Source organism: Pararhizobium sp. A13 (assembly GCF_040126305.1).
Lineage (GTDB): Bacteria > Pseudomonadota > Alphaproteobacteria > Rhizobiales > Rhizobiaceae > Pararhizobium.
The window spans coordinates 1899449-1922283 of record NZ_CP149510.1 but is presented as its reverse complement, the minus strand read 5'-3'; the positions used below and the strand labels follow the sequence as shown (position 1 = coordinate 1922283).

The 22835-nt window shown below is 58.8% G+C and carries 22 protein-coding genes; 14 read left to right on the top strand and 8 right to left on the bottom strand.

Annotation, left to right across the window (positions count from 1 at the left end; genetic code table 11):
- Window positions 1–177 precede the first annotated feature (177 nt).
- The 3 genes from WI754_RS09260 (at window position 178) to pepT (ending at window position 2780) form a co-directional block, all read left to right on the top strand.
- Window positions 178–1098 (top strand): DnaJ C-terminal domain-containing protein, encoded by a 921-nt coding sequence (locus WI754_RS09260; RefSeq protein ID WP_349437392.1) that lies wholly within the window; start codon window positions 178–180, stop codon window positions 1096–1098.
- Complete coding sequence (locus WI754_RS09255; RefSeq protein ID WP_349437391.1) at window positions 1095–1412, top strand: chaperone modulator CbpM; 318 nt, start codon at window positions 1095–1097, stop codon at window positions 1410–1412. The genes WI754_RS09260 and WI754_RS09255 overlap by 4 nt, the downstream gene beginning before the upstream one ends.
- A gap of 135 nt (window positions 1413–1547) precedes the next feature.
- Entirely contained in the window at window positions 1548–2780 is a 1233-nt protein-coding gene (gene pepT, locus WI754_RS09250; protein ID WP_349437390.1) for a peptidase T, read from the top strand.
- 90 nt (window positions 2781–2870) lie between these two features.
- Here the strand turns inward: pepT and WI754_RS09245 are convergent, their stop codons facing one another.
- On the bottom strand, window positions 2871–3338 hold the full coding sequence (locus WI754_RS09245; RefSeq protein WP_349437389.1) for an SRPBCC family protein: 468 nt from the start codon (window positions 3336–3338) through the stop codon (window positions 2871–2873).
- A gap of 221 nt (window positions 3339–3559) precedes the next feature.
- Window positions 3560–3763 (bottom strand): helix-turn-helix transcriptional regulator, encoded by a 204-nt coding sequence (locus WI754_RS09240; protein WP_349437388.1) that lies wholly within the window; start codon window positions 3761–3763, stop codon window positions 3560–3562.
- A gap of 108 nt (window positions 3764–3871) precedes the next feature.
- Here WI754_RS09240 and WI754_RS09235 point away from each other — a divergent pair, with 108 nt between their 5' ends.
- A complete protein-coding gene (locus tag WI754_RS09235) occupies window positions 3872–4792 on the top strand; it encodes a GGDEF domain-containing protein (protein WP_349437387.1) in 921 nt (306 codons plus the stop codon).
- Window positions 4793–4833: 41 nt separating this feature from the next.
- On the opposite strand, the gene WI754_RS09230 is transcribed toward WI754_RS09235, so the two are convergent.
- The 4 genes from WI754_RS09230 to WI754_RS09215 form a co-directional block, all read right to left on the bottom strand.
- Window positions 4834–6456: an ABC-F family ATP-binding cassette domain-containing protein gene (locus WI754_RS09230; RefSeq protein ID WP_349437386.1), complete on the bottom strand. Its 1623-nt coding sequence runs from the start codon at window positions 6454–6456 to the stop codon at window positions 4834–4836.
- A 253-nt stretch (window positions 6457–6709) separates the two neighbouring features.
- Complete coding sequence (locus WI754_RS09225; protein ID WP_349437385.1) at window positions 6710–7009, bottom strand: hypothetical protein; 300 nt, start codon at window positions 7007–7009, stop codon at window positions 6710–6712.
- Between the two features lie 76 nt (window positions 7010–7085).
- Window positions 7086–8360: a polysaccharide biosynthesis/export family protein gene (locus WI754_RS09220; protein WP_349437384.1), complete on the bottom strand. Its 1275-nt coding sequence runs from the start codon at window positions 8358–8360 to the stop codon at window positions 7086–7088.
- A 78-nt stretch (window positions 8361–8438) separates the two neighbouring features.
- Window positions 8439–9119 (bottom strand): sugar transferase, encoded by a 681-nt coding sequence (locus tag WI754_RS09215; protein ID WP_349437383.1) that lies wholly within the window; start codon window positions 9117–9119, stop codon window positions 8439–8441.
- An 832-nt stretch (window positions 9120–9951) separates the two neighbouring features.
- On the opposite strand from WI754_RS09215, the gene WI754_RS09210 reads away from it, so the two are divergent.
- Together WI754_RS09210 and WI754_RS09205 are read left to right on the top strand one after the other, a co-directional pair.
- Window positions 9952–10239 (top strand): exopolysaccharide production repressor protein, encoded by a 288-nt coding sequence (locus WI754_RS09210; RefSeq protein ID WP_349437382.1) that lies wholly within the window; start codon window positions 9952–9954, stop codon window positions 10237–10239.
- Between the two features lie 150 nt (window positions 10240–10389).
- Entirely contained in the window at window positions 10390–11403 is a 1014-nt protein-coding gene (locus WI754_RS09205; protein WP_349437381.1) for a glycosyltransferase family 2 protein, read from the top strand.
- A gap of 246 nt (window positions 11404–11649) precedes the next feature.
- Here the strand turns inward: WI754_RS09205 and WI754_RS09200 are convergent, their stop codons facing one another.
- Both WI754_RS09200 and WI754_RS09195 read right to left on the bottom strand, forming a co-directional pair.
- Window positions 11650–12600 carry a polysaccharide pyruvyl transferase family protein gene (locus tag WI754_RS09200; RefSeq protein WP_349437380.1) on the bottom strand — a complete coding sequence of 317 codons (951 nt, stop codon included), beginning with the start codon at window positions 12598–12600 and terminating at the stop codon, window positions 11650–11652.
- A 104-nt stretch (window positions 12601–12704) separates the two neighbouring features.
- The gene (locus WI754_RS09195; RefSeq protein ID WP_349437379.1) at window positions 12705–13664 is read right to left on the bottom strand and encodes a glycosyltransferase; all 960 of its coding nucleotides are present in this window, start codon (window positions 13662–13664) and stop codon (window positions 12705–12707) included.
- Window positions 13665–13779: 115 nt separating this feature from the next.
- On the opposite strand from WI754_RS09195, the gene WI754_RS09190 reads away from it, so the two are divergent.
- From WI754_RS09190 to WI754_RS09155, 8 genes are all read left to right on the top strand, one after another.
- Complete coding sequence (locus tag WI754_RS09190; RefSeq protein WP_349437378.1) at window positions 13780–15264, top strand: lipopolysaccharide biosynthesis protein; 1485 nt, start codon at window positions 13780–13782, stop codon at window positions 15262–15264.
- A gap of 401 nt (window positions 15265–15665) precedes the next feature.
- Window positions 15666–16817 (top strand): acyltransferase, encoded by a 1152-nt coding sequence (locus WI754_RS09185; RefSeq protein WP_349437377.1) that lies wholly within the window; start codon window positions 15666–15668, stop codon window positions 16815–16817.
- Window positions 16814–17593: a glycoside hydrolase family 16 protein gene (locus WI754_RS09180; RefSeq protein ID WP_349437376.1), complete on the top strand. Its 780-nt coding sequence runs from the start codon at window positions 16814–16816 to the stop codon at window positions 17591–17593. The genes WI754_RS09185 and WI754_RS09180 overlap by 4 nt, the downstream gene beginning before the upstream one ends.
- A gap of 89 nt (window positions 17594–17682) precedes the next feature.
- On the top strand, window positions 17683–18882 hold the full coding sequence (locus tag WI754_RS09175) for a glycosyl transferase family 1 (RefSeq protein ID WP_349437375.1): 1200 nt from the start codon (window positions 17683–17685) through the stop codon (window positions 18880–18882).
- Window positions 18879–19877: a glycosyltransferase family 2 protein gene (locus tag WI754_RS09170; RefSeq protein WP_349437374.1), complete on the top strand. Its 999-nt coding sequence runs from the start codon at window positions 18879–18881 to the stop codon at window positions 19875–19877. Before WI754_RS09175 ends, WI754_RS09170 begins: the two co-directional genes overlap by 4 nt.
- 8 nt (window positions 19878–19885) lie before the next feature.
- Window positions 19886–20821, top strand: a complete 936-nt coding sequence (locus WI754_RS09165; protein ID WP_349437373.1) for a glycosyltransferase family 2 protein — start codon at window positions 19886–19888, stop codon at window positions 20819–20821.
- Window positions 20821–21837, top strand: coding sequence for a glycosyltransferase family 2 protein (locus WI754_RS09160; RefSeq protein WP_349437372.1), 1017 nt, complete (start codon window positions 20821–20823; stop codon window positions 21835–21837). The genes WI754_RS09165 and WI754_RS09160 overlap by 1 nt, the downstream gene beginning before the upstream one ends.
- Window positions 21838–21841: 4 nt before the next feature.
- Entirely contained in the window at window positions 21842–22747 is a 906-nt protein-coding gene (locus tag WI754_RS09155) for a UTP--glucose-1-phosphate uridylyltransferase (RefSeq protein ID WP_349437371.1), read from the top strand.
- Window positions 22748–22835 lie beyond the last annotated feature (88 nt).

The following is a 22835-nucleotide window of genomic DNA, read 5'->3' as shown; positions in this document are numbered from 1 at the left end:
GTGAGAAGAACAGGGCGATCGGTTCTTTGATCCTTCGCCCGACAATCGATGACTCCCGCAAGGCACCGCGCGCCTTCGTTTTACGTCGGCTTGCACGCTCAAGTTCGGATTAGCATCCAAGGCGGGCAAAGCTTATATTGGCTCGTGCCCCGACAACGGTATTTCAGGGAGACGTTGATGAGCCGCGACCCTTACTACATTTTGGGCGTGAAGCGGGACGCCACACAAAAGGATATCCAAAGCGCATTCCGCAAGCTCGCGAAGAAACACCACCCTGACCTCAATCCCGGCGACGGCCCTGCGGAGGAGCGCTTCAAGGAAATCTCCACCGCCTATGAGCTTCTGAGCGACGAGCAGAAACGGGCTCGATTTGACCGCGGTGAGATCGATATGTCGGGTGCTGAGCAGGCACCCCGCAATTATTACCGCGACTATGCGTCGGCAAGCGGCCCGGGTGATCCTTATCATAACAGCGCCGGCTTTGCCGATTTTGGCGAGACGGAAGATCCTTTTTCCGCTTTCTTTTCCCGCCGCACGCACGATGGTCAGTTCCGTTCGAAGGGGCAAGATCGCTATTTCTCGATGGAGGTCGATTTTCTCGATGCCGTGAACGGCGCCAAAACCCAGGTGAGACTGCCGGACGGCACCGCCCTTGACGTTCAAATCCCTGCGGGAACACGCGATGGACAGACATTGCGTCTCAGCAGCAAGGGAGAGCCGGGATTTGGCGGCGGGCCTCCGGGCGACGGGTTCGTCGAGGTTCACGTGCGACCACACCGTTTCTTCGAGCGCGACGGCAACGACATTCGCTTGGATCTGCCAATTTCGCTGAGCGAAGCGGTCCTCGGCGCCAAAATCCGCGCACCGACACCCACCGGTCCAGTGACGCTGACGGTGCCCTCACATTCCAACAGCGGCAAGATCTTGCGTCTGAAGGGTAAAGGCGTGCCGACGCGGGGCGGTGGCCGCGGCGATCTTTTTGTGACGCTGAAGATCGTGTTGCCCGACAATCCCGATCCGCGTCTCACCGCTTTCATGAAGGAATGGTCCGAGGCAAACAGACAGGATCCGAGAAAGAGCATGGGGATGGCACCATGAACGAGCTTGAATTTTGCCTGAAGCTTAAGATTGACCCGCCAGTTCTCGCCGTGTGGATCGAGCAGGGCTGGCTTGTTCCCGACACGACGGGCCCCGAACCGCAATTTCGCGATGCGGATTTCGCACGCGGTCGACTGATCATCGAGATGAGCCGCGACATGGGTGTCAACGAGGCGGGTGTGGACCTTGTCATGGAACTTGTGGATCAGCTTTACAGCCTGCGACGTACGATGCGAGACCTGATGGCTGCGCTCGGCCAGCAGGACGAAGAAACGCAATTCAAGATACTCCGCTCAGTCGGTCGAATCGAATGACCAAGACGGGGCCATGACAGACGGAACAGCGCGTTGCCATTTCAAAACGACACGGCAAAGCGAAAATTCCATTCACGGCACCGCCGGCGAAGGCTATAGCCGTTTGTCACGAGCAAGAAAAATGGACCGGAGCCCATGACGGATACTGTTGTCGATCGCTTCCTTCGTTATGTCGTCATCGATACCCAATCGGATCCCAGGTCGCCGACGCAACCCTCGACCGAGAAGCAGAAGAACCTCGGCCGCATGCTTGTCCAAGAATTGCTGGCAATCGGCCTGTCCGATGCGCACATCGACGAGCATGGCTACGTCTATGCGACCATTCCGTCCAATGTCGACAAGCCTGTGCCGGTGATCTGCTTTTGCTCGCACATGGACACGGCACCCGACTTCACCGGAATGAACGTCAAGCCGAAAATCGTCTGGAACTATACCGGTGGCGACATCCAGCTTTCAGGCGATCCGCAGCAGATCATTCGCGTCAGCGACAATCCGGCGCTGCGCGACCAGATCGGCAACGATATCATCACGACCGATGGCACGACCTTGCTCGGCGCCGACGACAAGGCCGGCCTAGCCGAGATTATGACCGCAGCGCAGTTCCTGGTCGACAATACGGACATCCGGCATGGCACGATCAAGATCCTCTTCACACCAGATGAAGAAATAGGCCGCGGCGTCGACAAGGTCGATCTCGAAAAGCTCGGCGCGCAGTTCGCCTATACGGTCGACGGCGAAACAGCCGGGCATATTGAGGATGAAACCTTCTCGGCCGATGGCGTCGAGATCACCATTCAGGGCGTCGCCATCCATCCCGGCTTCGCTCAGGGAAAGATGGAGAATGCCGCCAAGATCGCCGGCGCAATTCTCAGCCGGCTGCCGAAGGACGCAGCACCTGAGACGACCGCGGGCCGAGAGGGCTTCGTTCACCCGACGGGCGTGACCGGCTCGATGGAAAAGGCGGTCCTGAGTTTCATCATTCGCGATTTTGACGATGCGGGACTTGCAGCCAAGGAAGCCATGCTTGAGACACTCGTCAAGGGCGTAATGGCGGACTATCCGGGTTCGTCCTACACCTTCGAGGTCAAGCAGCAATATCGCAACATGAAGGCCATACTGGACCGTCATCCGCAGCTCGTCGAAAACGCCATCGAGGCAATCCGCCGCGCCGGCATGGAGCCGGTGCGCGGCAGTATCCGCGGCGGTACCGATGGTTCGCGGCTATCGTTCATGGGGCTGCCCTGCCCCAATATCTTCGCGGGCGGTCACGCCTTTCACTCCCCGCTCGAATGGGTCAGCCGGCAGGACATGGAAAAGGCCGTCAAGACGCTCGTCGAACTGGCACGGATCTGGGAAGGGCGTGCTTAAAGCTGCATGATATGGGATCATGCCGGCGCGCTCGGTCGAACAGTGTCCGTCTGTCGATCGGAACAAGGCCTACAGTCGAGGCGACGTCTTTCAGCCATCGCGGGCGAGATGACGCACAAGACCGCGCCGGCCGCGCTCCATGACGACGTTATGGTTCCAGCGGAAGATCGGCTTCAGGATGAATGAAAATCTGACCATCCAAGGCTTTGTGACCTCGACGATCCAGTCGTAGCGCACATGGCATTTGGCGCCTTTGGGTTGCAACGTCCATCGGCCGATGCCCTCAAGCTCGCCGGAGGCTCGGCCCTCGATGATCGAAAGCGGTTCCACCCTGACCGTTTGCATCTCGAAGGCCAAGTCGTAAGGCAGTGCGGTGGACCATCGTATCCTAAGAACGGAACCGATGCCCGCCTCGTCGCCTTCGCGCAAAAGATCGACCTGTTTCACCGACGGCCACCAGTCGGGCCAGGTCTCAGGCGTATTGAGCACCCGCCAGACATCTTCAACCGATGAATCGACGATCCATTGCGTGACAAGATGAAACTCGGTCGATGACATCGCAAATCCGGCCTCAAGCTTCTTAAACCGCGGCGAGCGCCGATGGAGGGGCGCTTACGATATGATACTACCGACCGAAGATGGCGCATACTGGCCTTTCGACAGCGTTGCGTCCCTCCACCGATGTGAAAAGATCGCTCTTCGGAGCGCGCCTTCCAGAGAACGACTTGCCGCTGACGGTGAAGTGAGATTGCAACGATTTGCGCAATGCCCTTTTTCGCTCAACGCTCGTTGGGCTTTCGTCCTGATCGAAGGGACGCGGGCGGTGGCGCGAACAGCGCAACGACATTGACCTGGAGAACGGCTGCGAACGCTTCCAACGTCGCGACGGTAACATTCTCCATCCCACGCTCCACTCGCCCGACATAAGAGCGATCAATCCCGGCCTCAAGCGCGAGCCGTTCCTGAGGAGATCGAGAAGACATTCTTCGGAGGCGGACTTGCAATCATCGACAGAGTAACCGGCGAAGGGCGAGTATCGGGCAAACATTCGCTCGCAGCCGACGAGCTCACCTACTCAGTTCGTTAAAACATTGCGACCGCTCGAAGAGTTCAGGACGAACTTCCTTGCCGAGGCGATGCAAACATTCACATACAAGCGCGACGCGGCGCTCGAGCAGCTGATGATTGCCTGCCTTTCCGTCACGGCGGCTCTTGTGGTCCTCGCCGGCTTACTGCGTCTGATCCACGCGTCTGTATTAGTGCCTCTATTTTCCTTGCGGGAAGACATTCTCTCGCTCGCCGAAGTTCGTGATCCAGGGAGCAAGCCGCTTCGAACCCGGGTTCGCGAGATGCAGCGCGTCTACGACGCTCTCCAGTTCCTTCGCGAGCGCCTGCGTGAGCGGGATACGCTCATGTCAGAGCTGAGAGAACAAGCTGAAAAGGATGAGTTGACCGGCCTGTGGAACCGGCAATCCTTCGAACGCTTCGGTCAGGTTCTGGTCGTCCAGAACAAAGCCGGTCCGCCATCATGCCTGATTTTGCTCGATATCGATCATTTTAAAAGCGTCGACGATACACATGGCCATCTCGCCGGCGACGAGGTTCTGCGTCAGGTCGCCGCGCTGCTGCGGTCATCGGTGCGGTCATCCGACATCGCTGCTCGCTTCGGCGGGGAGGAGTTCGCCGTCCTCATCCCCGATGGAAATCTTGATGCGGCTGCCAGGCTCGCCAACGCCTTGCGAACAGCCATCGAGGAACACCCTGTTAGACTGTCCGGTCAAGGATCCCGTCTACAGATCAGCGCGAGCTTCGGTGTGGCAAGTGTCGGCCCCGGATCTACATGCTGGCCCCATCTGATCCAGTCAGCTGATGTCGCACTCTATCAGGCGAAATCGCAGGGCCGAAACCGCGTCTGCGTGTCGGGACGTCCTTTGCTGCAGCAGGATGGTCGAGAACTTGATGTTGTTGGCGCTCATGTGTCGCGCGACAGAATCGCAAAGAATAGCCCCTGAAACCTATCTGGGAATGGCTGAGCGGCTGCCAACCGCTCAACTCAACTGCGCAGGCCGGGCGCCTCCTGGCCGGTGCGGGCCACATATTCGGTGTAGCCACCGCCATATTGCTGGATGCCCTCCGGCGTCAGTTCCAGCACCCGATTGGAGAGTGCTGCGAGGAAATGCCGGTCGTGCGAAACGAACAGCATGGTGCCCTCGTATTCGGACAGTGCCTTGATCAACATTTCCTTGGTGTCGAGGTCGAGGTGGTTGGTGGGTTCGTCGAGCACCAAGAGGTTCGGCGGGTCGAACAGCATGATCGCCATGACCAGCCGCGCCTTCTCGCCGCCCGACAGCACCCGGCACTTCTTCTCCACGTCATCGCCGGAAAATCCGAAACAGCCCGCCAGCGCCCGCAGTGGTCCCTGCCCCGCCTTCGGGAACGCGTCTTCCAGCGACTGGAACACGGTGCGCTCGCCGTCCAGAATATCCATCGCGTGCTGGGCGAAATAGCCCATCTTGACGCTGGCCCCCAGAGCGACACTGCCTTGATCCGGCGCGGCGGAACCGGCAACGAGCTTCAGGAGGGTGGATTTACCGGCGCCGTTGATGCCCATGATGCACCAGCGTTCGCGGCGGCGCACCATGAAGTCCAGCCCTTCATAGATGCTGCGGCTGCCATAGCTCTTGTGCACATTCTTGAGGTTTATCACGTCCTCGCCCGAGCGCGGCGCCGGCTGGAATTCGAACGCCACCGCCTGGCGGCGTTTGGGCGGCTCCACCCGCTCGATCTTGTCCAGCTTCTTCACGCGGCTCTGCACCTGCGCTGCGTGCGAGGCGCGCGCCTTGAACCGCTCGATGAACTTGATTTCCTTGGCGAGCATCGCCTGCTGCCGCTCGAACTGGGCCTGCTGGTGCTTCTCGTTCTGCGCCCGCTGCTGCTCGTAGAAGGCATAGTCGCCCGAATAGCTGGTCAGCGATCCGCCGTCGATCTCGATGATCTTGGTGACGATGCGGTTCATGAACTCGCGGTCGTGCGAGGTCATCAACAGCGCTCCGTCATAGCCTTTCAGGAACTCCTCGAGCCAGATGAGGCTTTCGAGATCCAGGTGGTTGCTCGGCTCGTCGAGCAGCATGGCATCCGGCCGCATGAGGAGAATGCGGGCCAGCGCCACGCGCATCTTCCAGCCGCCTGACAGCTTGCCGACGTCCCCGTCCATCATCTCCTGGCTGAAGCTCAGACCTGCCAGAACCTCGCGTGCGCGGCCTTCCAGCGCATAGCCGTCCAGTTCCTCGTAGCGCGCCTGTACCTCGCCGTAGCGCTCGATGATCGCGTCCATCTCGTCAGCCCGGTCCGGGTCCGACATGGCGGCCTCGAGTTCGTGCAATTCAGCCGCAACGTCGCTCACCGGGCCGGCGCCATTCATCACCTCGGAGACGGCGCTGTGGCCCTCCATCTCGCCCACGTCCTGATTGAAGTAGCCGATGGTCATGCCCTTATCGACGGACACCTGCCCCTCGTCGGGCTGCTCCTCGCCGGTGATCATCCGGAAGAGCGTCGTCTTGCCGGCCCCGTTCGGACCGACGAGGCCGATCTTCTCGCCCTTGTTGAGCGCCGCGGAGGCCTCGATGAAGAGCAGACGGTGGCTGTTCTGCTTGCTGATGCTGTCAATACGAATCATGTGTGCGCGAGGTCCAAAACGTTGCGGCGGCCAAAGGGCATGTTCCGCGGGGCGTATCGCAAATTCTCAGCAGGGTAAATGGGCGGTGTCGCTGCCACTGGCAACCGCCAGCCTCGCCTTGGCCGCATCCAGAGAACCAGTGCCTCCCTCGCGCCCGCCCTGGATGGCGGCAACCGGGTGCTAACTCTTCCCGCAGGTCAACATGGGGCACCAACTCAGCCGAAAACGGGGCAGGCTGTCGAAATCCACCCCTTTACCTCGCCTCTTTTTCGTAGAGGTAGGCATGGATCGAAGCGAAGATCATGAGAACGACGAGCGCCACCAAACCGAAGATCTGGGCAATTGCCATGCCGAAGGCCCTCACTGGTATCAGGGCAGGTCTCCGGCCAGGGCTGCCGGACTGTCGCGGCGGTTTCAGCACATCCGCATCTGCCGTGATCTTGATTGCGTTCGCTCTCAAATGCTCGGTCAGTTTTCGGTTTATCTCCGCATCAGTTGCGTCGCCATCGGTGTTCAGACCTGGCCCGTGTTTTCGCGCCGATGTCTCAGTCATGCGAAGCCCTCTCCTTCGATCTGCCGATAGTCTGCGGTTCACGGTTTAAGCAGGATCATCGGCCAATCGGGCCTCATCACTGGGTAACAGCCATGGGCTCGACCTTAACGACGTCGCCCGGCAGGACAAGGGTACCTTCGTCCGCCGGTATCTTGGTTGACGTTCCATCCTTCTGCCGGACGATGGAGTAGGTGATGCTGGCAACCGCCCCGGCTTGCGGCGTCTGCGCCGCGTCGGCCGATTGCAGGAGTGCTTCGGTCATGAGGTCGCGGCTGGTGGTGAGTTTCAGAGCCAGCGTATCCAGTTCCGCTTCGGTGTTTTGCAGTTCCTGGGCGAGCTGGGCATCCCAATCGTTTCGAAGGTTGGTCTCGTCCTGATTGGCCTTGCTGACATCCTGCTTGGCTTTCAAAGACGCAGTGTCGATATCAAGCAGGGCCGCCTGCAGATCTGCCGCCCTTTGTTCGACGGTGAGCTTGCGCGCGCTCAGCGCGAGCCCCTTTTCCGCCAGTGTATCGACGCGGTCCTTGTCTTCCATCACCAGTTCCAGTTGTCGGGTCTGGGTGACGGACTTCTTGCCGAGTGCCTCGATTTCGTTCTGCAGCAGGGACTTCAACTCCGCAAGCTGCGTCAGTTGAAGCTTCAAGCGTTTGTCGCGCGAGACCATCAGGGCCTTTTCGCTCCCGACGAGATTTGCCGCATCGGCGGCGTTTTTCAGTTCCGGGGGAACGGCGATGTCGCTCTTCTCGGCGATTTCTGCCTGCAGCCGTGCGCGCCGGACGAGAAGCCTGTTTCTCTCGGCAATCCGTACGGAGGATTCGCCCTGGGCCGTGATGAAATCGCGTGCAAAACGCTGACCGCTTTCGGCCCGACGCAGTCCGCCGCCAAGGCTGACCGCCTTCAGGACCGTCATCTCCGGCGCGAACGGATATTCTCCAGGCGTCTGGACGTCTCCGGCCAGATAGATCGGCCGGTACTGGGCAAGTTCCACCGAGGCAGACGGACGGTCCGGCAAGCCGAACAGTTTTTGAAGCTGCAGCCCGACTTCATCGGCGACCTCGGACGTCGTTTTTCCCGAGGCAGGCAGAGTACCGAGAAACGGCAGGGAAATGCCGCCCGACGCGCCAACCGTGTAGTCGCCGCTGACGGCAGACCAATCCCTGACGGTTCCTTCGGCGGTCTGCCACTCTGCAACGCGGATTCTCAACTTGTCCATGGCGCCGAGTGTGTAATCGTCGGCAAGAGCCACCTGGAGACCCGAAACGCTGATTGCGAGCGCGAGTGCGGAAAGGCGCGCCGCGCCTGCGGCTCGCTTGCCAAGGGCAGGAAGTCCTAGACAAAGACTTCTTTTCATAAAAATCCCTCACTTAATTAACAAAGCCGATCCCGACGTGACGACGGAAGCGGCGTATCACGAGGCTGAAGACTGAGATCAGTAGCTGCCTCGGGACAGGCAGACGGCGGGAATTGTCTTTGCTACGATGACGACATCGTTGATCAGCGACCAGTTGGTGACGTAGTGGGTATCGAAGGCAATCCGTGCAGCATAGGAAACATCGTTGCGTCCGCTGACCTGCCACAGTCCGGTCAGGCCGGGGCGTGACTTCAGATAGTAGACCGCCGATGTTTCATAAAGCTCAAGCTCGTCTTCCACGACGGGACGTGGGCCGACGACGCTCATGTCACCGCGGATGATGTTGAGGAGTTGCGGGAGCTCGTCAAGGCTCAATTTGCGCAGCACGCTGCCGACGACCGTAACGCGCGGATCGTCCTGCAGTTTGCGGGTCGCCTGCCATTCCTCATAGGCTTTGGGATTCTTGCGCAGATGATCCTGCAGGATCTTGTCTGCATCCGGCGCCATGGTCCGAAACTTGAGGCACTTGAAGAAGCGACCATTGTGACCCACGCGGCGGTGTCCATAAAAGACACTGCCGCCATCCGAAAACTTCACCAGGGCCATGAGAAGCAGAAAAATCGGACTAAAGACGATGAGCGCCAGAGACGCTGCAACGATGTCGAACCCCCTCTTTGATATTCCCCCTATCGGCCGGTGTGCCCCGGCTTCGATGGTCGTAAAATACGGCGAACTTGCCGATCGAGTCGCAGACTTCATGGGAGATAACTCCATTTGCGTTGGCGATTGGTCGGGTCCCCTTGGGGCGCATGGCATCAATTACACGAGAGAGTGTAGAGGTAGATTTTGTTTTTTAAAGGCAGATTTCATGCCGCATTTCGCGACTCAGCGGGTCCGCCCTTAAGTTAAAAATTAAAAAATCGATTATTATTTTGATTATAATGCATCATATCATCGTACCGCAAAGATAAATATAGGAAATAATCAATATTGACTGAAACGTTCTTGAGAAGAAATCGTAATTTACTCTTATTTAAAGCGATTTAATCGTTTACGTTCTATTTAAATACGCTTTGAGCTCTTGTCATTATACCGCAGGTATTCAATTTTTTGCGCGTAATTTTTGCGATGCAACATTATTTTGCACTGCACATGTTTTTATTAAAAACCGCTAATTTTGTAACAAAAGTTGACCAATAAAGCTGTTTTTCCGCAACCTTTGGGTATGCAAAATACAGTACTCTCCCTTTGATTGCTTCTCCAGAAGGAAGCACGGCGGAAATGTGGCAAAATCCTGTTCCGTGCACTGATTTGCAGACCGTCGTACCGGGTCGGCGATGCAAGGTGGTCGACGGGCGTATCGTCGTGTCCGATGACACCAAAAATGTTTCCAGTTATCGCGCAATCTACAGATGAATTTAAATGCGAGCTAAGATTTGATGCGGTAAATGGTTCTGACAAAGATGAAACATAGTGTCCCGGCGGCGGTTGAATCTGCAGCCCACGTTCGATATGTTAATAATCGCCTAAGAGGAGAAGGTGCTTTTTCCATGATGCGCGCAAATCAAGACGTAGCCTTGAGGGTGTCCTGATGTTTGCACCACGTGTTTTTGTCAGCATGTTGGGTTGCTTGGCCGTTTTTGCCATAGCAACCTACTTTTTGACTGGCTCGGCCTGGACAACAGCCTGGCAGACACTGGTCTGCGCCGTTCTGTTGCAGGCCGGATACTTCGTCGCCGTCGTGGTGCTTGTGACAAAAGAAGGCAGGGGGCGCCGGAAAGTGGCGCAGGGCCATTCCGCTGCTTCCGCATCGACCGGCGAGGACAAAGAGCCGAAAACCCTTCGCGTCCCTAACAATCCGCGCCACTTCAACTCCTGAACGCGCCGATAAACTGCCCCTGATTTCCCATTTCCGGTATCCTTTTGCAGAGCGCGAAGACGGCAAACTCTTCGCAAGTGCAACATCGTGCCTTGTCGCCTGTTCAAAGCCGGCCTAGTTTCGGCATGACAGCGATAGAGGAAGATGATCATGAAACCGAATGCCGATGTCTGCGTCATCATTGCCGCGAAGAATGCGGCCGAGACGATCGGGCGTGCTATCAAGTCAGCGCTGGCGGAACCTGAAACCGCGGAGGTGATCGTCGTTGACGACGGCTCTAGCGACGGCACCGCGGATGTTTCCCGGCAAGTGGATGACGGGACCGGCAGGCTGAGCGTCGCGAGCTTCGACATCAACAGGGGACCGGCGGCGGCCCGCAATCACGCCATCTCGCTATCGAAGGCACCCGTGCTTGCGATCCTCGATGCCGATGATTTTTTCTTTGCCGGCCGACTGAAAAGCCTTCTGTCCCAGGCGGATTGGGATTTCATCGCCGACAACATAGCCTTTGTCGACGAGGAAAAGGCATCGAGCGCGCATCTTGCGCTTGAAACCTTCCCGGCTGCGCCGCGGATTCTTGATCTCGGCGAATTCATCGAGGGCAATATCTCCAAGCGTGGCGTCCGACGTGGAGAGATCGGATTTCTTAAACCGCTGATGCGGCGTGATTTTCTGGACGCGCACACGCTTCGCTATCAGGAAAGCCTGCGGCTGGGCGAGGACTACGACCTCTACGCCCGCGCGCTGGCGAAGGGTGCGCGCTACAAGATCATTCACAGCTGCGGCTATGGCGCGGTCGTTCGCAGCAATTCGCTGAGCGGCAGCCATCGTACGATCGATTTGAAGCGGCTCTATGAGGCCGACAGGGCAATCCTGTCGCAGACCGACCTTTCCGACCAGGCCAGGGCGCTGATCGGCAGGCACGAGCGGCATATTCGCGGGCGATACGAGCTGAGGGAATTCCTCGACATCAAGCGGCAATCCGGCCCGAAGGCCGCCCTGCTCTACGCGCTCGGCAAGCCATCCGCGATCCCGGCGATTGCCGGTGGAATCCTTGCCGACAAGACCGAGCGTTTTCGCCGGCAGCCCGAAACGGCGCCGGTGGCGCTCGGCGGATCGGGCGCGCTGCGTTATCTCCTGCAGCCGCCATCAACTGCCGCCTGAGGCTAGCGCGCCCCGCGTCAAATATGACGCGCAAAGGACGCTGTAGAATTTTGAAACTGCTGCATAATTTTGTCCTTAAATTGATTCCCGATTTAAGGAATTATGCAGTGGGGTTGATGGCCCTTGGATCGTGCGGCCGCGACTAAAGCGCATCGCGTCAAAACGGATTCACGCGATGCGCTTTAGGTCTTTGTTCTTATGCATGTCGTTGTCCCAAAACCGCTGCACACTTTTGGGCGACATGCATTAGAGGTAGGCGCGGCGCACGCTCTCAATGACGTCCAGAAAGCGCTCCTTGCGCTCAGCCAGAACGTGATCGGCGCTCAGCTGCTGCGTGGCGCGTGCGGCCTGCCACAGCGACAGGGCCGAAGGCGCGGCGAGCAATTGCTTTGCGGCAACACGCAGCGAGGTCTGCGTGGGATCTCGCACGGCAACCATCGCGCTGTCATCGATCTGCCGCTTGTTCGGATCTTCCAGAGCCGGTTGCCTCGTATCGAAGCCAATGCCCCAGAAACGCGCGCCCTTGGCGATCGCTTCGGCCCGGGTTGATACGGGAACGTGACGTGGACGATAGGTAACACCAACGGTCTGGGCCCAGTCGTTCCATTTGAAGCTGTTGATGCTGTTGGACGTCGTGACCGCGACCCACGGCACGCGGAACGCGTCGGCAAGGATGGCGCCGTGCATCGATTCGGCGACGATCAATTCCGACTGGGCAATCTCGCGAATGACCTCCTTGGCGTCGCCGCGCGGATCGATGTAGTGCAGGCCGACGGTTCCGCAAATGACGGGCCATATGCCGGCGGCAGCCGATTCCCAGTGGGGAACGAAGCTCTTCTTGTGCTTTTTCGGCAGGTTTTTGAATTCGGGCATTTCCGCGACCATGACGGCCGGGTCAATGATGCCGAGTTTTGGATCAATGCCCACCTTCTGCGCCGTCAGAGGGCCGCGCACGCAGCGAATGTCCCATTCGCGTTTATCACTCATGTCCGGTAAGGTACCGTAGCCGAAGCCACTTCCCAGCACCAGCTTATGCCGGCCCTCCGGTAGAAGCGCACGGTTGAGGACCGTCCCGACGCCGACGAGAAGGGTTTCCGCGTGAACGTCGCGAAAGCCCGGGATCAGAAAATCCCAGAGCCACAGATTGAGATCGTCGCCGAAGTTTCCGTGCTGCGATTCCCAGTAATACGGGTCCATGACCAACTCCTGTCTGCATTGCCAAGGGACGTGAAATGACACGACATGCCGGTGCAGTCACGGATGTCAGTGTGCACAGCAAAAAAATGCTGCACCTGCGAAGGCTATCGTGATAATTTGCCGACGGCAAGCTGAAGCGCACTTTGCAACAGTCTGGGATCGCGCCAGACCCAGCGTGCAAGGAGATTGAACTGCGGCATCTTCCGCCGCTTGACCAACCGCGCCTGGCTCCAGAGAGCCTGTTTTCTAGCGGTATGCTTGTAGGTGTGGATGGATGCGGCTTCCGCCGTTTTGCGTGGAAACCGCCCCTCCAGCGTATCGAGTGCAACCCACGTGTTGAATTGCTGCGTGAGAAACTGCGGAGAATCACTATCGATACTGTGGAAGATATTGACGCCCTCTCCCCGCACCGCACCCGGGTCGTTGCAGAGGATGACCCGCTCGGCCGCAATCGAGCAATCGCAAAAGAACAGCACATCTTCTGCCGCCAGACGAAGTTCCGCTTCGAAGCGGAGAGCCTCGAACAGTTTTCGCCCGATAACCATGCAGGACAGGTGCAAGAAACTCCAATCCCGGAGCATGACCTTGGGGAATTCGGGAACTTCGAGAACCAGCGGGGTCTCGGAAAGCCGGATTACGGTCTCGGTTTTCTGCAGTTCGGACACCCTGAAATGGTAGTGAAAGGCGTCGCCGCCGGTGATCGAAGCCCAGTAGCAATCCGATCCGAAACGGGTCATCGTATCGTGGGCGTTCTTGAGATGATCCTTGGTCCAAAGGTCGTCGGAATCGAGAAAGGCGACAAAATCCGTTTGCGCCGTCACGTTGTTAAGGCCCGTGTTGCGCGCTCCGCCGGGCCCGGCGTTCGGCTGCTTGATCACCTTGATGCGCGCACGCTGCTCCTGCAGCAGGCTGTCGAGGTCGACTTCCACCGGGAAGGGCGACTGATCATCGACAATGATGATATCGAAATTCTGGTAACTCTGCGCGAAAACGGACTCCAGCGCCCGTTGCAGAATTCCAGCCTGTTTCTGGTAGTAAGGAATGATAACCGTAAATTTCGCCATCTTTTCGTCCTTGCGGTTTGTCTAGAAGATGTTGCTGGTTTCCTCCCTCAGCCTGCGCCCCACCTCGGCGCTTCTCCTCTGCCTTGATCCTCCCAATCGACACACAGGATTTAACATGCCCCCTACAGTTAACGTCAAATCCGTCACGAGCAATGTCGGTTGGAGCATTTTATCCAAGACAAGCACATTCGGGCTTAAGTTTGTCACCGTGCCGATTCTTGCCCGTATCCTCACGCCGCAGGAGTTCGGCGCAGTCGCCGTTGCGCTGACCGTTGTTCAGTTTCTGGCCATGATCGGGGGCGCGGGACTGACCTCGGCCCTGGTCATTCAGCGTGAGGAGGAGATGGAAACGGTCCATTCCGTCTTCTGGGCAAACCTGGCGATTTCCTGCCTCATGGCGCTTGGGCTCTATGTCTATGCGGATTTCTTTGCTGCGCTGCTTGGCGCTCCAGAAGCCGCTTATCTCTTGAGAATCATGAGTTTTCTCATTCCTCTTCAGCTCGGCGGGGATGTTGCCTACTCGCTGCTAGCCCGGCGCATGAACTTCAGCAAGGACGCCGTCTGGAGCATGGTCTCCGAATCGCTCGGCGCCGTCGTCGCCGTTGTGATGGCGCTTCTCGGCTGGGGCGTCTGGGCCTTGATCGCGCAGCTTTTCGTGTCGGCACTCGTGCGCCTTTGCGGCCTGTATGCCGTCTCGCACTATATGCCGCGCCTCGTTTTCCACCCCCGCCGGGTCATCGGATTAAGCCGTTTCAGCCTTGGCATGATGGGCTCTGAAATCGCCAACTTCATCACCTTCCAGTCGCCGATGGTGATCATTTCGCGCTATCTGGGCCTTGCCGATGCCGGCGCCTATTCGGCCGCCAACCGATTTGCCAGCATTCCGAACCAAGTCGTGCTTTCGGCCGTCATGGGCGTTCTATTCCCCGCCTTCAGCGGCATGATGGACGACAAGCAGCGCCGGTCGCAGGCGTTGATGTTCAGCACACAGGTGACGACCGTATTGCTCGCTCCGATGATGTTCGGTCTTTGGGCGCTCGCGGAACCGTCCATGCGCGTTCTCTTCGGCCAGCAGTGGGCTTATGCTTGGCCGGTACTGGGACTGCTTGCGCTTTCCAAAGGCATTCTGACGCCTTGCAGCACTTTCATTCCCTACCTGAAAGGCGTGGGGCACGGCCGCGCGCTGTTCTGGTCTGCCGTCATTCGCGCGATCGTTACCTGCGCCGCGGTCGCCTATGGCGCCAGCACTGGCACGCTGATCGACGCGATGATCTGGCTTTGCATCGTCAATGCCGCGACGCTGGTGGCCTATTCCTGGGCGGTCTTTCGCGCGGACGGGACGCCATTCGTCAAGGGCCTCTATGTCAGCAGCCGTCCAATGCTGATGGCGTTGGTGATGGCGCTCCTCGTTCGCTACCTGCTCGAGACTTCCGGTTCTCTCTTGCCCAATCCGGTGCTGCAGATCGTTGTCGGCGCGGTGATCGGCGGTCTTGTCTACACCGTGTTCGTGGTTCTTTCGGAGCGGCCGCTGCTCACAAAAATCTACGAGCTCGTCAAGAACAGGCGTCGCAGGACCGAAGCGGAAGACACCGGAGCGTGAACCCTGCGAATACGCCGCCGCATGGTTGTAAGAGCGCCTTATTTCGGGACATATCCGGACCGAGCAGGGAGAACTCATAAACCTTGACGTGCAAAATCGTGTATTTTTGAATAAAATTTTTCCGACAAAAATATCCGCTGAACGGTTTTTATCGGAATATTCGCACATTCTTCAAAGCGCTGTGCCTAGGCCATTTTTTAGAAACGCCGAGGCCAAGATGGGCGCCAGGAAGATATTTTTCCCTCCTCCAAACCGCGTGCATTGCAGCATGACAGGCAATTTTTTTGCTGCGGCGCCATATTATTTGCTGCGCACTGCCCTATCTTCCACGACGCAGGTTCAAGCCTGCTCTGGTTGAAACGGCCGCTTTGGGGGGAGTGGCCCAAACAGGGGATGTCGTCTTGGTTATCGACGCGAACATATCATCGCGTATCAATCTGATGCGCATCTTGCTCATCTCGGGGATCGTCTTTGTACACGTTCCGTATGATCCGCAGACCAGCCCATTTCTCGGTGCCAATGGCTTCATCGATTGGATCCGTGTTTTCCTCGGGGAGAGCATTTTTCGCGTCGGCGTTCCGTGCCTGAGCGCGATTTCCGGTTATCTCCTGTTCCGCCGCGGGCTTGATGCCTTCGACTATGCCAAGACGATCCGCTCCAAGGCCCGAACGGTTCTGTTGCCGTTCCTGATCTGGAACCTCGCCGTCCTGATATTCGTGTGCATCGCACAGGGACAGGGCATCGGCTTCGGCTATCTTCCAGATGCGATCTCCGCAACGCCGCGCGAGCTGGCGACCCTCGCCTTTGCGATCGAAGCGCAGCCGATCAACATTCCGCTCTATTTCCTGCGCGACCTGCTTCTCTGCATCCTGCTTGCGCCGATTCTCGGATTGCTGATCAAGCGATACCCGCTGGCGACACTGACGGTTTTCTTCATCTATGCCGTCCTCCCGATCCCCGGCGGCATTTTCCTGAAAAAATCGATCCTGTTTGGCTTCAGCTGCGGCATCTATGCAAGTCTCCACAAGCTCGATATCCGGATGCTCGATCCGCATGCGGAGAAAATTTCTGTGCTGTTTCTGACGGCCGCCGCCCTGCTGGCGACCGCACTCTATTGGACCGGCCCTGATTTCCCCATCTGGATCGACATACTGCTTAACCTGACGGCGATCAGCGGTATTGTCGGCTCCTGGGCAATTTCGGCACTCCTGGTGCGTTCCCGCCTTGGAAAGCGCCTTTCCCAAACGGAAGGTCTCAGTTTCTGGATCTTCTGCGCCCACTACCCGCTGCTGATCGTTTTGTGGATGTTCTGGAACAAGGCGGCGCAGCCGGAGCTCTATCCGCTCTTCTATTTTTCAACGCCGCTTCTTGCCCTTCTCATTCTCGTCGTCTCGCACAATGCGGCCAAGCGATTGACGCCACGGCTGCACGCTGTCCTGACCGGCAGCCGTGCGGGCCGGCCCGGTTCCGCGCCGAAGCACGCAATGCAAAGCGGAGCGAGCCAGAAGGGTTGGTCCGAAACCTATTCCGCAGAGGAAAAAGCGACACGATGACAAAACAGATCTCGAAACCAGTGACCATTCTTGCCGTTCTTTCCGCCTGCGTTCCTGTGGCCGCCCTTGCGCAAGGGGCGAACGCAGGATCCTTTGTCGAGAATTTCGACAAGATCGATCGAAAGATCTGGTACGTTTCGGACGGCTGGGACAATGGCGCCCACCAGAACTGCACTTGGTCGAAGAAGCAGGTGACGGTTCAAAATGGCGTGCTCGAACTGACCTTCGAACAGCGCAAGGCCGGCAAGCGAGACTATGCCTGCGGCGAGATCCAGACCCGCAAGCGCTTCGGCTACGGCACCTATGAGGCGCGCATCAGGACAGCTGAAGGCTCCGGTCTGAACTCGGCCTTCTTCACCTATATCGGGCCGACCGACAAGAAGCCGCATGACGAGATTGACTTCGAGGTCCTTGGCAAGGATTCCGGCAAGGTTCAGGTCAACCAGTATATTTCGGCCAAGGGCGGCAACGAGAAACTGGTCGATGTCGAAGGCGGCGCGAATGCGGCGTTCAACGATTACGCCTTTGTCTGGGAAAAGGACCGCCTGCGGTACTATGTCAACGGGACCCTGGTGCAGGATATCAACGACCCTGCGAAAATCCCCGTCAACGACCAGAAAATCTTCTTCAGTCTCTGGGGTACTGACACCTTGAGCGACTGGATGGGCAAGTTCGACTACCAGGGACCGGCGAAGATGCAGATCGACCGCGTCGCCTTCACTGCCCCTGGCGACAAGTGCCAGTTTCCGGAATCCATCACCTGCAAGCTTGACTAAGACTTGTTAGCACGCGCAACAGGAATGTTGCGATGCACAAAAAACTGAATTAGGCTCGGCGCAGGCTGAGCGGAAAACAGGAAGTTTTCATGCTGGACATATTGTACCTGGCACATGACGTGGCGGACCCGGCGATCAGGCGCAGGACCCTGACGCTTGAAGCAGGTGGCGCCAAGGTGACAGTGGCGGGTTTCCGGCGCGGCTCAGACACACCTTCCGCAAACGGCGTCATCGAGCTTGGCGTCACCAAGGACGGAAAGTTCGCCCAGCGGATCACTGCGGTGGGCAAGGCCGCGATGGTCCTTGGCAGCAAGCTTCGCGTGGTCGGCAGACCCGATATCGTCATTGCCCGCAATCTCGAAATGCTTGCTCTTGCAAACAGGGCGAATACGATTTTCGGCGGCGACATCCCGATTGTCTACGAATGCCTGGACATTCACCGCCTGCTGCTGCGCAAGGACTTCGCGGGCCGCGCCCTGCGTGCTGCCGAGCAGTATCTCGGGCGCAATGTCAGCCTGCTGGTAACGAGCTCGCCTGCCTTCATCGAGAATTATTTCCGGCCGGTCTCGCAACTGAAAGCCCCAACGCTGCTTCTTGAAAACAAGGTCATCGATCTTGGCGATGGAACGGCAGCAAAACCGGCTTTGCCGCGGCCGCCCGAGCCTGGCGCACCCTGGAAGATCGGCTGGTTCGGTGCCCTGCGCTGCCAGAAATCCCTGAAACTTCTCGCGGAATTCTCGCGCGCCATGAACGGAAAGTTCGAAATCGTGCTGCGCGGCCGGCCGGCCTATTCCGAATTCGACGATTTCGATGGCTTCGTAAAAAACGAACCCTTCATGACGTTTCATGGCCCCTATAAGAACCCCGAGGACCTCGCTGCCATCTACCATGAGGTCCATTTCTCCTGGAGCATCGACTTCTTCGAGGAAGGTCTGAATTCCAGCTGGCTGTTGCCGAACCGTCTCTATGAGGGATGCCGGTATGGGGCGGTTCCGATTGCCATGAGAGGCACGGAGACAGCCCGCTTCCTCTCGGCAAAACACATCGGCCTGTTGCTGGATCGTGCCGAAAGCGCAGTGCTTGCCCGTCTCCTGGCCGACATGACGCCCGCGCGGTATCTGGCTGAATTCGACTGCGTTGCCGGCACCGGGTCAGAGAACTGGGTCTTCGACAAGGTCGACTGCCAGCGGCTCGTCAACCGGCTTACGGCCCTGCGCGCGAACGACGCACATTCCGCAATGCTGCAAGAGGCTTCGCAAACACAAAGCAATAAGGGTGGACTGCTATGAAAGCCGATGATCTGAAGCGTGGCCGTAGCCTGATCGTTATTCCCTGCCTCAACGAGGCCAAGTATATCGAGTCCCTGATCGCCAAGCTGGGAGGCGCCTTGCAGGACCTCGACGCCGATCTCGTCGTGGTCGATGGCGGAAGCACCGACGGAACGCGCGACATCGTCCAGCGGGTCGCCAGCGTCAACCTGAAGGTCAAGCTGCTCGACAACCCGAAGAAGATCCAAAGCGCAGCCGTCAATCTCGCCGTCGCAACCCTTGGTGCGAACTACGACTACATGATCCGCATCGACGCCCACGGCGAGTATCCGGTGGATTATTGCCAACGCCTGATGGAAGACGCCATCGCGACCGGCGCCGATTCCGTGGTGGTCGCCATGAAGACCGTGGGCGTCAGCACGTTCCAGAAGGCCACGGCCTTCGCGCAGAACTCCAAGCTCGGCAATGGCGGTTCGAAGCACCGGACAGGCGCGGTCGGCCATTGGGCGGATCACGGGCACCATGCGCTGATGCGAATTTCCGCCTTTCAGGCGGTCGGCGGCTATGACGAAATGTTCAGCCATAATGAGGACGCCGAATTCGACTACCGCCTCCACAAGGCAGGCTACAGGATTTGGATGACCGACAAGACGAGCATGATCTACTATCCGCGCAGCACCGCCGGGACGCTGTTCCGCCAGTATTTCGGCTACGGCCGCGGCCGCGCAAAGAACTTTCTGAAGCATCGCGCCATGCCGAGCATCCGTCAGATGTTGCCGCTTGCTGTGGTGCCGGTGGCAATCGGCGCCCTGCTTGCCGTCATCAATTGGGCCGCGGCCATTCCGGTCGTTCTTTGGGCCGTCGCATGCCTTGGCTACGGCGCCTGGATGGCACTGGGGCAGAGAAATCCCTATGGGCCGCTCGCTGCCGTTTCCGCCATGGTGATGCATTTCGCCTGGTCGGCCGGTTTCTGGCGCGAGCTTCTCGACTTCCGCAATCGACGGGTCGCTTCATGAGAACACAGATGGACCGGAACGAGCATAACATCCGCATCGATATCGGTGTGTGCACCTATCGGCGGACGGAGCTTGAACAGACCCTGCGCTCGCTGGGCGCGATTGCTGTTCCCGAGGGGGCGACGATCCGTATCATCGTGGCGGACAATGACGAGGTACCGAGCGCCGAAGGTCGCGTGAACGCCTTGCGCGCCTCAGTGCCGCACGAGATCGTCTATGTGCATTGTCCATCCTCGAATATCTCGATTGCCCGCAATGCCTGCCTCGAGAATGCGACGGGCGATTTCCTCGCCTTCATCGATGACGACGAGACGGCCAGCGAAAACTGGCTCGTCAGGCTGATTGAAACGGCAGAGGCGACGGAGGCGGATGTGGTCCTCGGGCCGGTCAAGGCCGTTTACGACAAGGACGCGCCGGGCTGGATGCGCAGCGGCGACTTTCATTCGACGTTTCCGGTCTGGGTCGGCGACCGGATCGTCACCGGCTACACCTGCAATGCCCTCCTGCGTCTCACCGCCCCGTCGCTCGCCGGACGGCGCTTCAACCTCGCGCTCGGTCGCAGCGGTGGAGAGGATACGGAGTTCTTTACCCACATGCACCAAATGGGCGGCAAGATCGGCTACGCGCCGGCGGCCTGGGTGCAGGAACCGGTGCCGGCCAAGCGCGCGGCCTTTTCGTGGCTCGCCAAGCGGAAATTCCGCTTCGGCCAGACCCACGGGCGTCTGATCGAAGCGGGGTCGGGCCTGGCGGGCAAGATCCGCCAGCTGGCGCTTGCCTCCGCCAAGGGCGGCTACTGCGCGATTGCCGCCGCAGCGTTCCTCTTCTCTCCCGTTCGCCGGAACCAGTATATCCTGCGCGCCTCGCTGCATGCCGGCGTCGTCATCGGGCTTCTGGGCGTGCGGGAAATCGAGCAGTACGGCGCGGCGGAGGCTCGGTCATCCTGATGCAGCGACATCCGCAAGTGACATTCATCCTGGCCGCGTTCAAAGCGCGCGACACGATCGAGCGCGCGATCGACAGCGCGCTGGCGCAGACCGGCGTCAGTGTCGAGGTCATCGTCATCGATGATTGTTCGCCGGACGATACGGCCGATATCGTCAACGCCTACACCGATCCGCGCGTCCGCCTGATCCGGCTCGAGAAGAATCGCGGGCCTGGCGGAGCCCGCAATGCGGGCCTGGCGGCTGCACGCGGAGACTGGATCGTCATCCTCGATTCCGACGATGCGATTTCCCCTGGCCGCACGGCGCGGATGATTGCGCGGGCGAAGCGTGCGGATGCCCAGATCGTCGTCGACAATATCGATGTCATTTCGCTGGATGGCGGAACGAGGAGGATGTTTGAAGAAGCGCAGCTTTCCGCGTTGGAGACGCTGACGCTTCCGGCCTTCATCGGGTCGAACGTCCTGTTTCAGTCAGAGCACAATTACGGCTACATGAAGCCGATCTTCGAGCGCCGTTTCCTGGAAGAACACGGTCTTCGCTTCGACGAGAGCTTGCCAATCGGCGAGGACTATCTGCTTCTGGCATCAGCCCTTGCAAAGGGCGGCCGTTGCGCCGTCGAGCCGAGCGCCGGCTATACCTATTACATCAGAACCGGGTCCATTTCGCGTGTTCTGAAGCTGCATCAGGTGGACGCGATGCTCGCCGCCGATGCCGAGTTTCTCAAAAACCACCGGCTGGACGAGGCATCGATGGCGGCCCAGAACCGCCGCCACCGCAGCATTGAGGATGCACGGTCGTTCATCATCCTGGTCGATCAAATCAAGGCCCGGGCCCTTTCCGACGCGGTGAGAACCGCGTGGAGAAATCCGGCGGCAATTCGGCATCTGCGCATGCCGATCGCCGTCAGACTGCGGCGCCTGATGGCACCGTTCAACGCACTTCGCGCTTTCGGCACTCCGCCGGAAACGATGAGTAGAACCACCCCGGGCAACAGCCCGCACAAAAGCAAAGGATAGTTCTATGGCTCCTGTCAAATCCGTTCGCAAAGCCGTTATCCCCGTCGCCGGCAACGGCACGCGGTTTCTGCCCGCAACCAAGGCTATGCCGAAGGAAATGCTGACCGTCGTTGACCGGCCCGTCGTGCAATATGCCGTCGAGGAAGCAATGCAGGCAGGCATCGAGCACATCGTTTTCGTGACGGGCCGCAACAAGCAGGCCATCGAGGATCACTTTGACGACGTGCCCGAGCTGATTTCGTCGCTGACGCGATCGGGCAAGGACGCCCAGATTTCCGAGCTCGCGCGTATGCTGCCGACTGCAGGCTCCGTCAGCTTCACGCGCCAGCAGGCGCCGCTTGGTCTTGGCCATGCCGTCTGGTGTGCCCGCGACCTGATCGGCGACGAGCCGTTCGCACTGCTTTTGCCCGATATGATCTCCTATGGCGCCCGTGGCTGCATGGCCGGCCTGATGGACCTTTACAACGACGTCGGCGGCAACGTCGTCGCCGTCGAGGAATGCGCGCCGGAGGAAACCTCGAAATACGGCATCGTCGGCATGGGAGCCAAGACGCGACATGGCTTCGAAGTCACGCAGATGGTGGAGAAGCCGCCTGTATCCGAAGCACCGTCGACCTATTACCTGAATGGCCGTTACATCCTTCAGCCCGAGATCTTCTCGATCCTCGCGCATCAGCAGCGCGGCGCCGGCAATGAGATCCAGCTGACCGACGGCATGCTGCGCCTTTCGGTGACCCAGTCGTTCCACGCCCATCCTTACGAGGGTCGAACCTTCGATTGCGGCTCCAAGCAGGGCTTCATCGAGGCCAACGTCGCCTTTGCACTTGCGCGTGCAGACATCGGCAATCTCGTCTTCGAATCCGTTCGCGAGATGGTGCTGTCGCACGAACAGGCAATTCAGGCGGCCTAAAAAAAACGATAATTTTCCGGTTTAGCACCGGGGGAAAAATCTGGTCTCACCCCTGACGTGATTTAGGGGTGAGATATGAACGTGAATC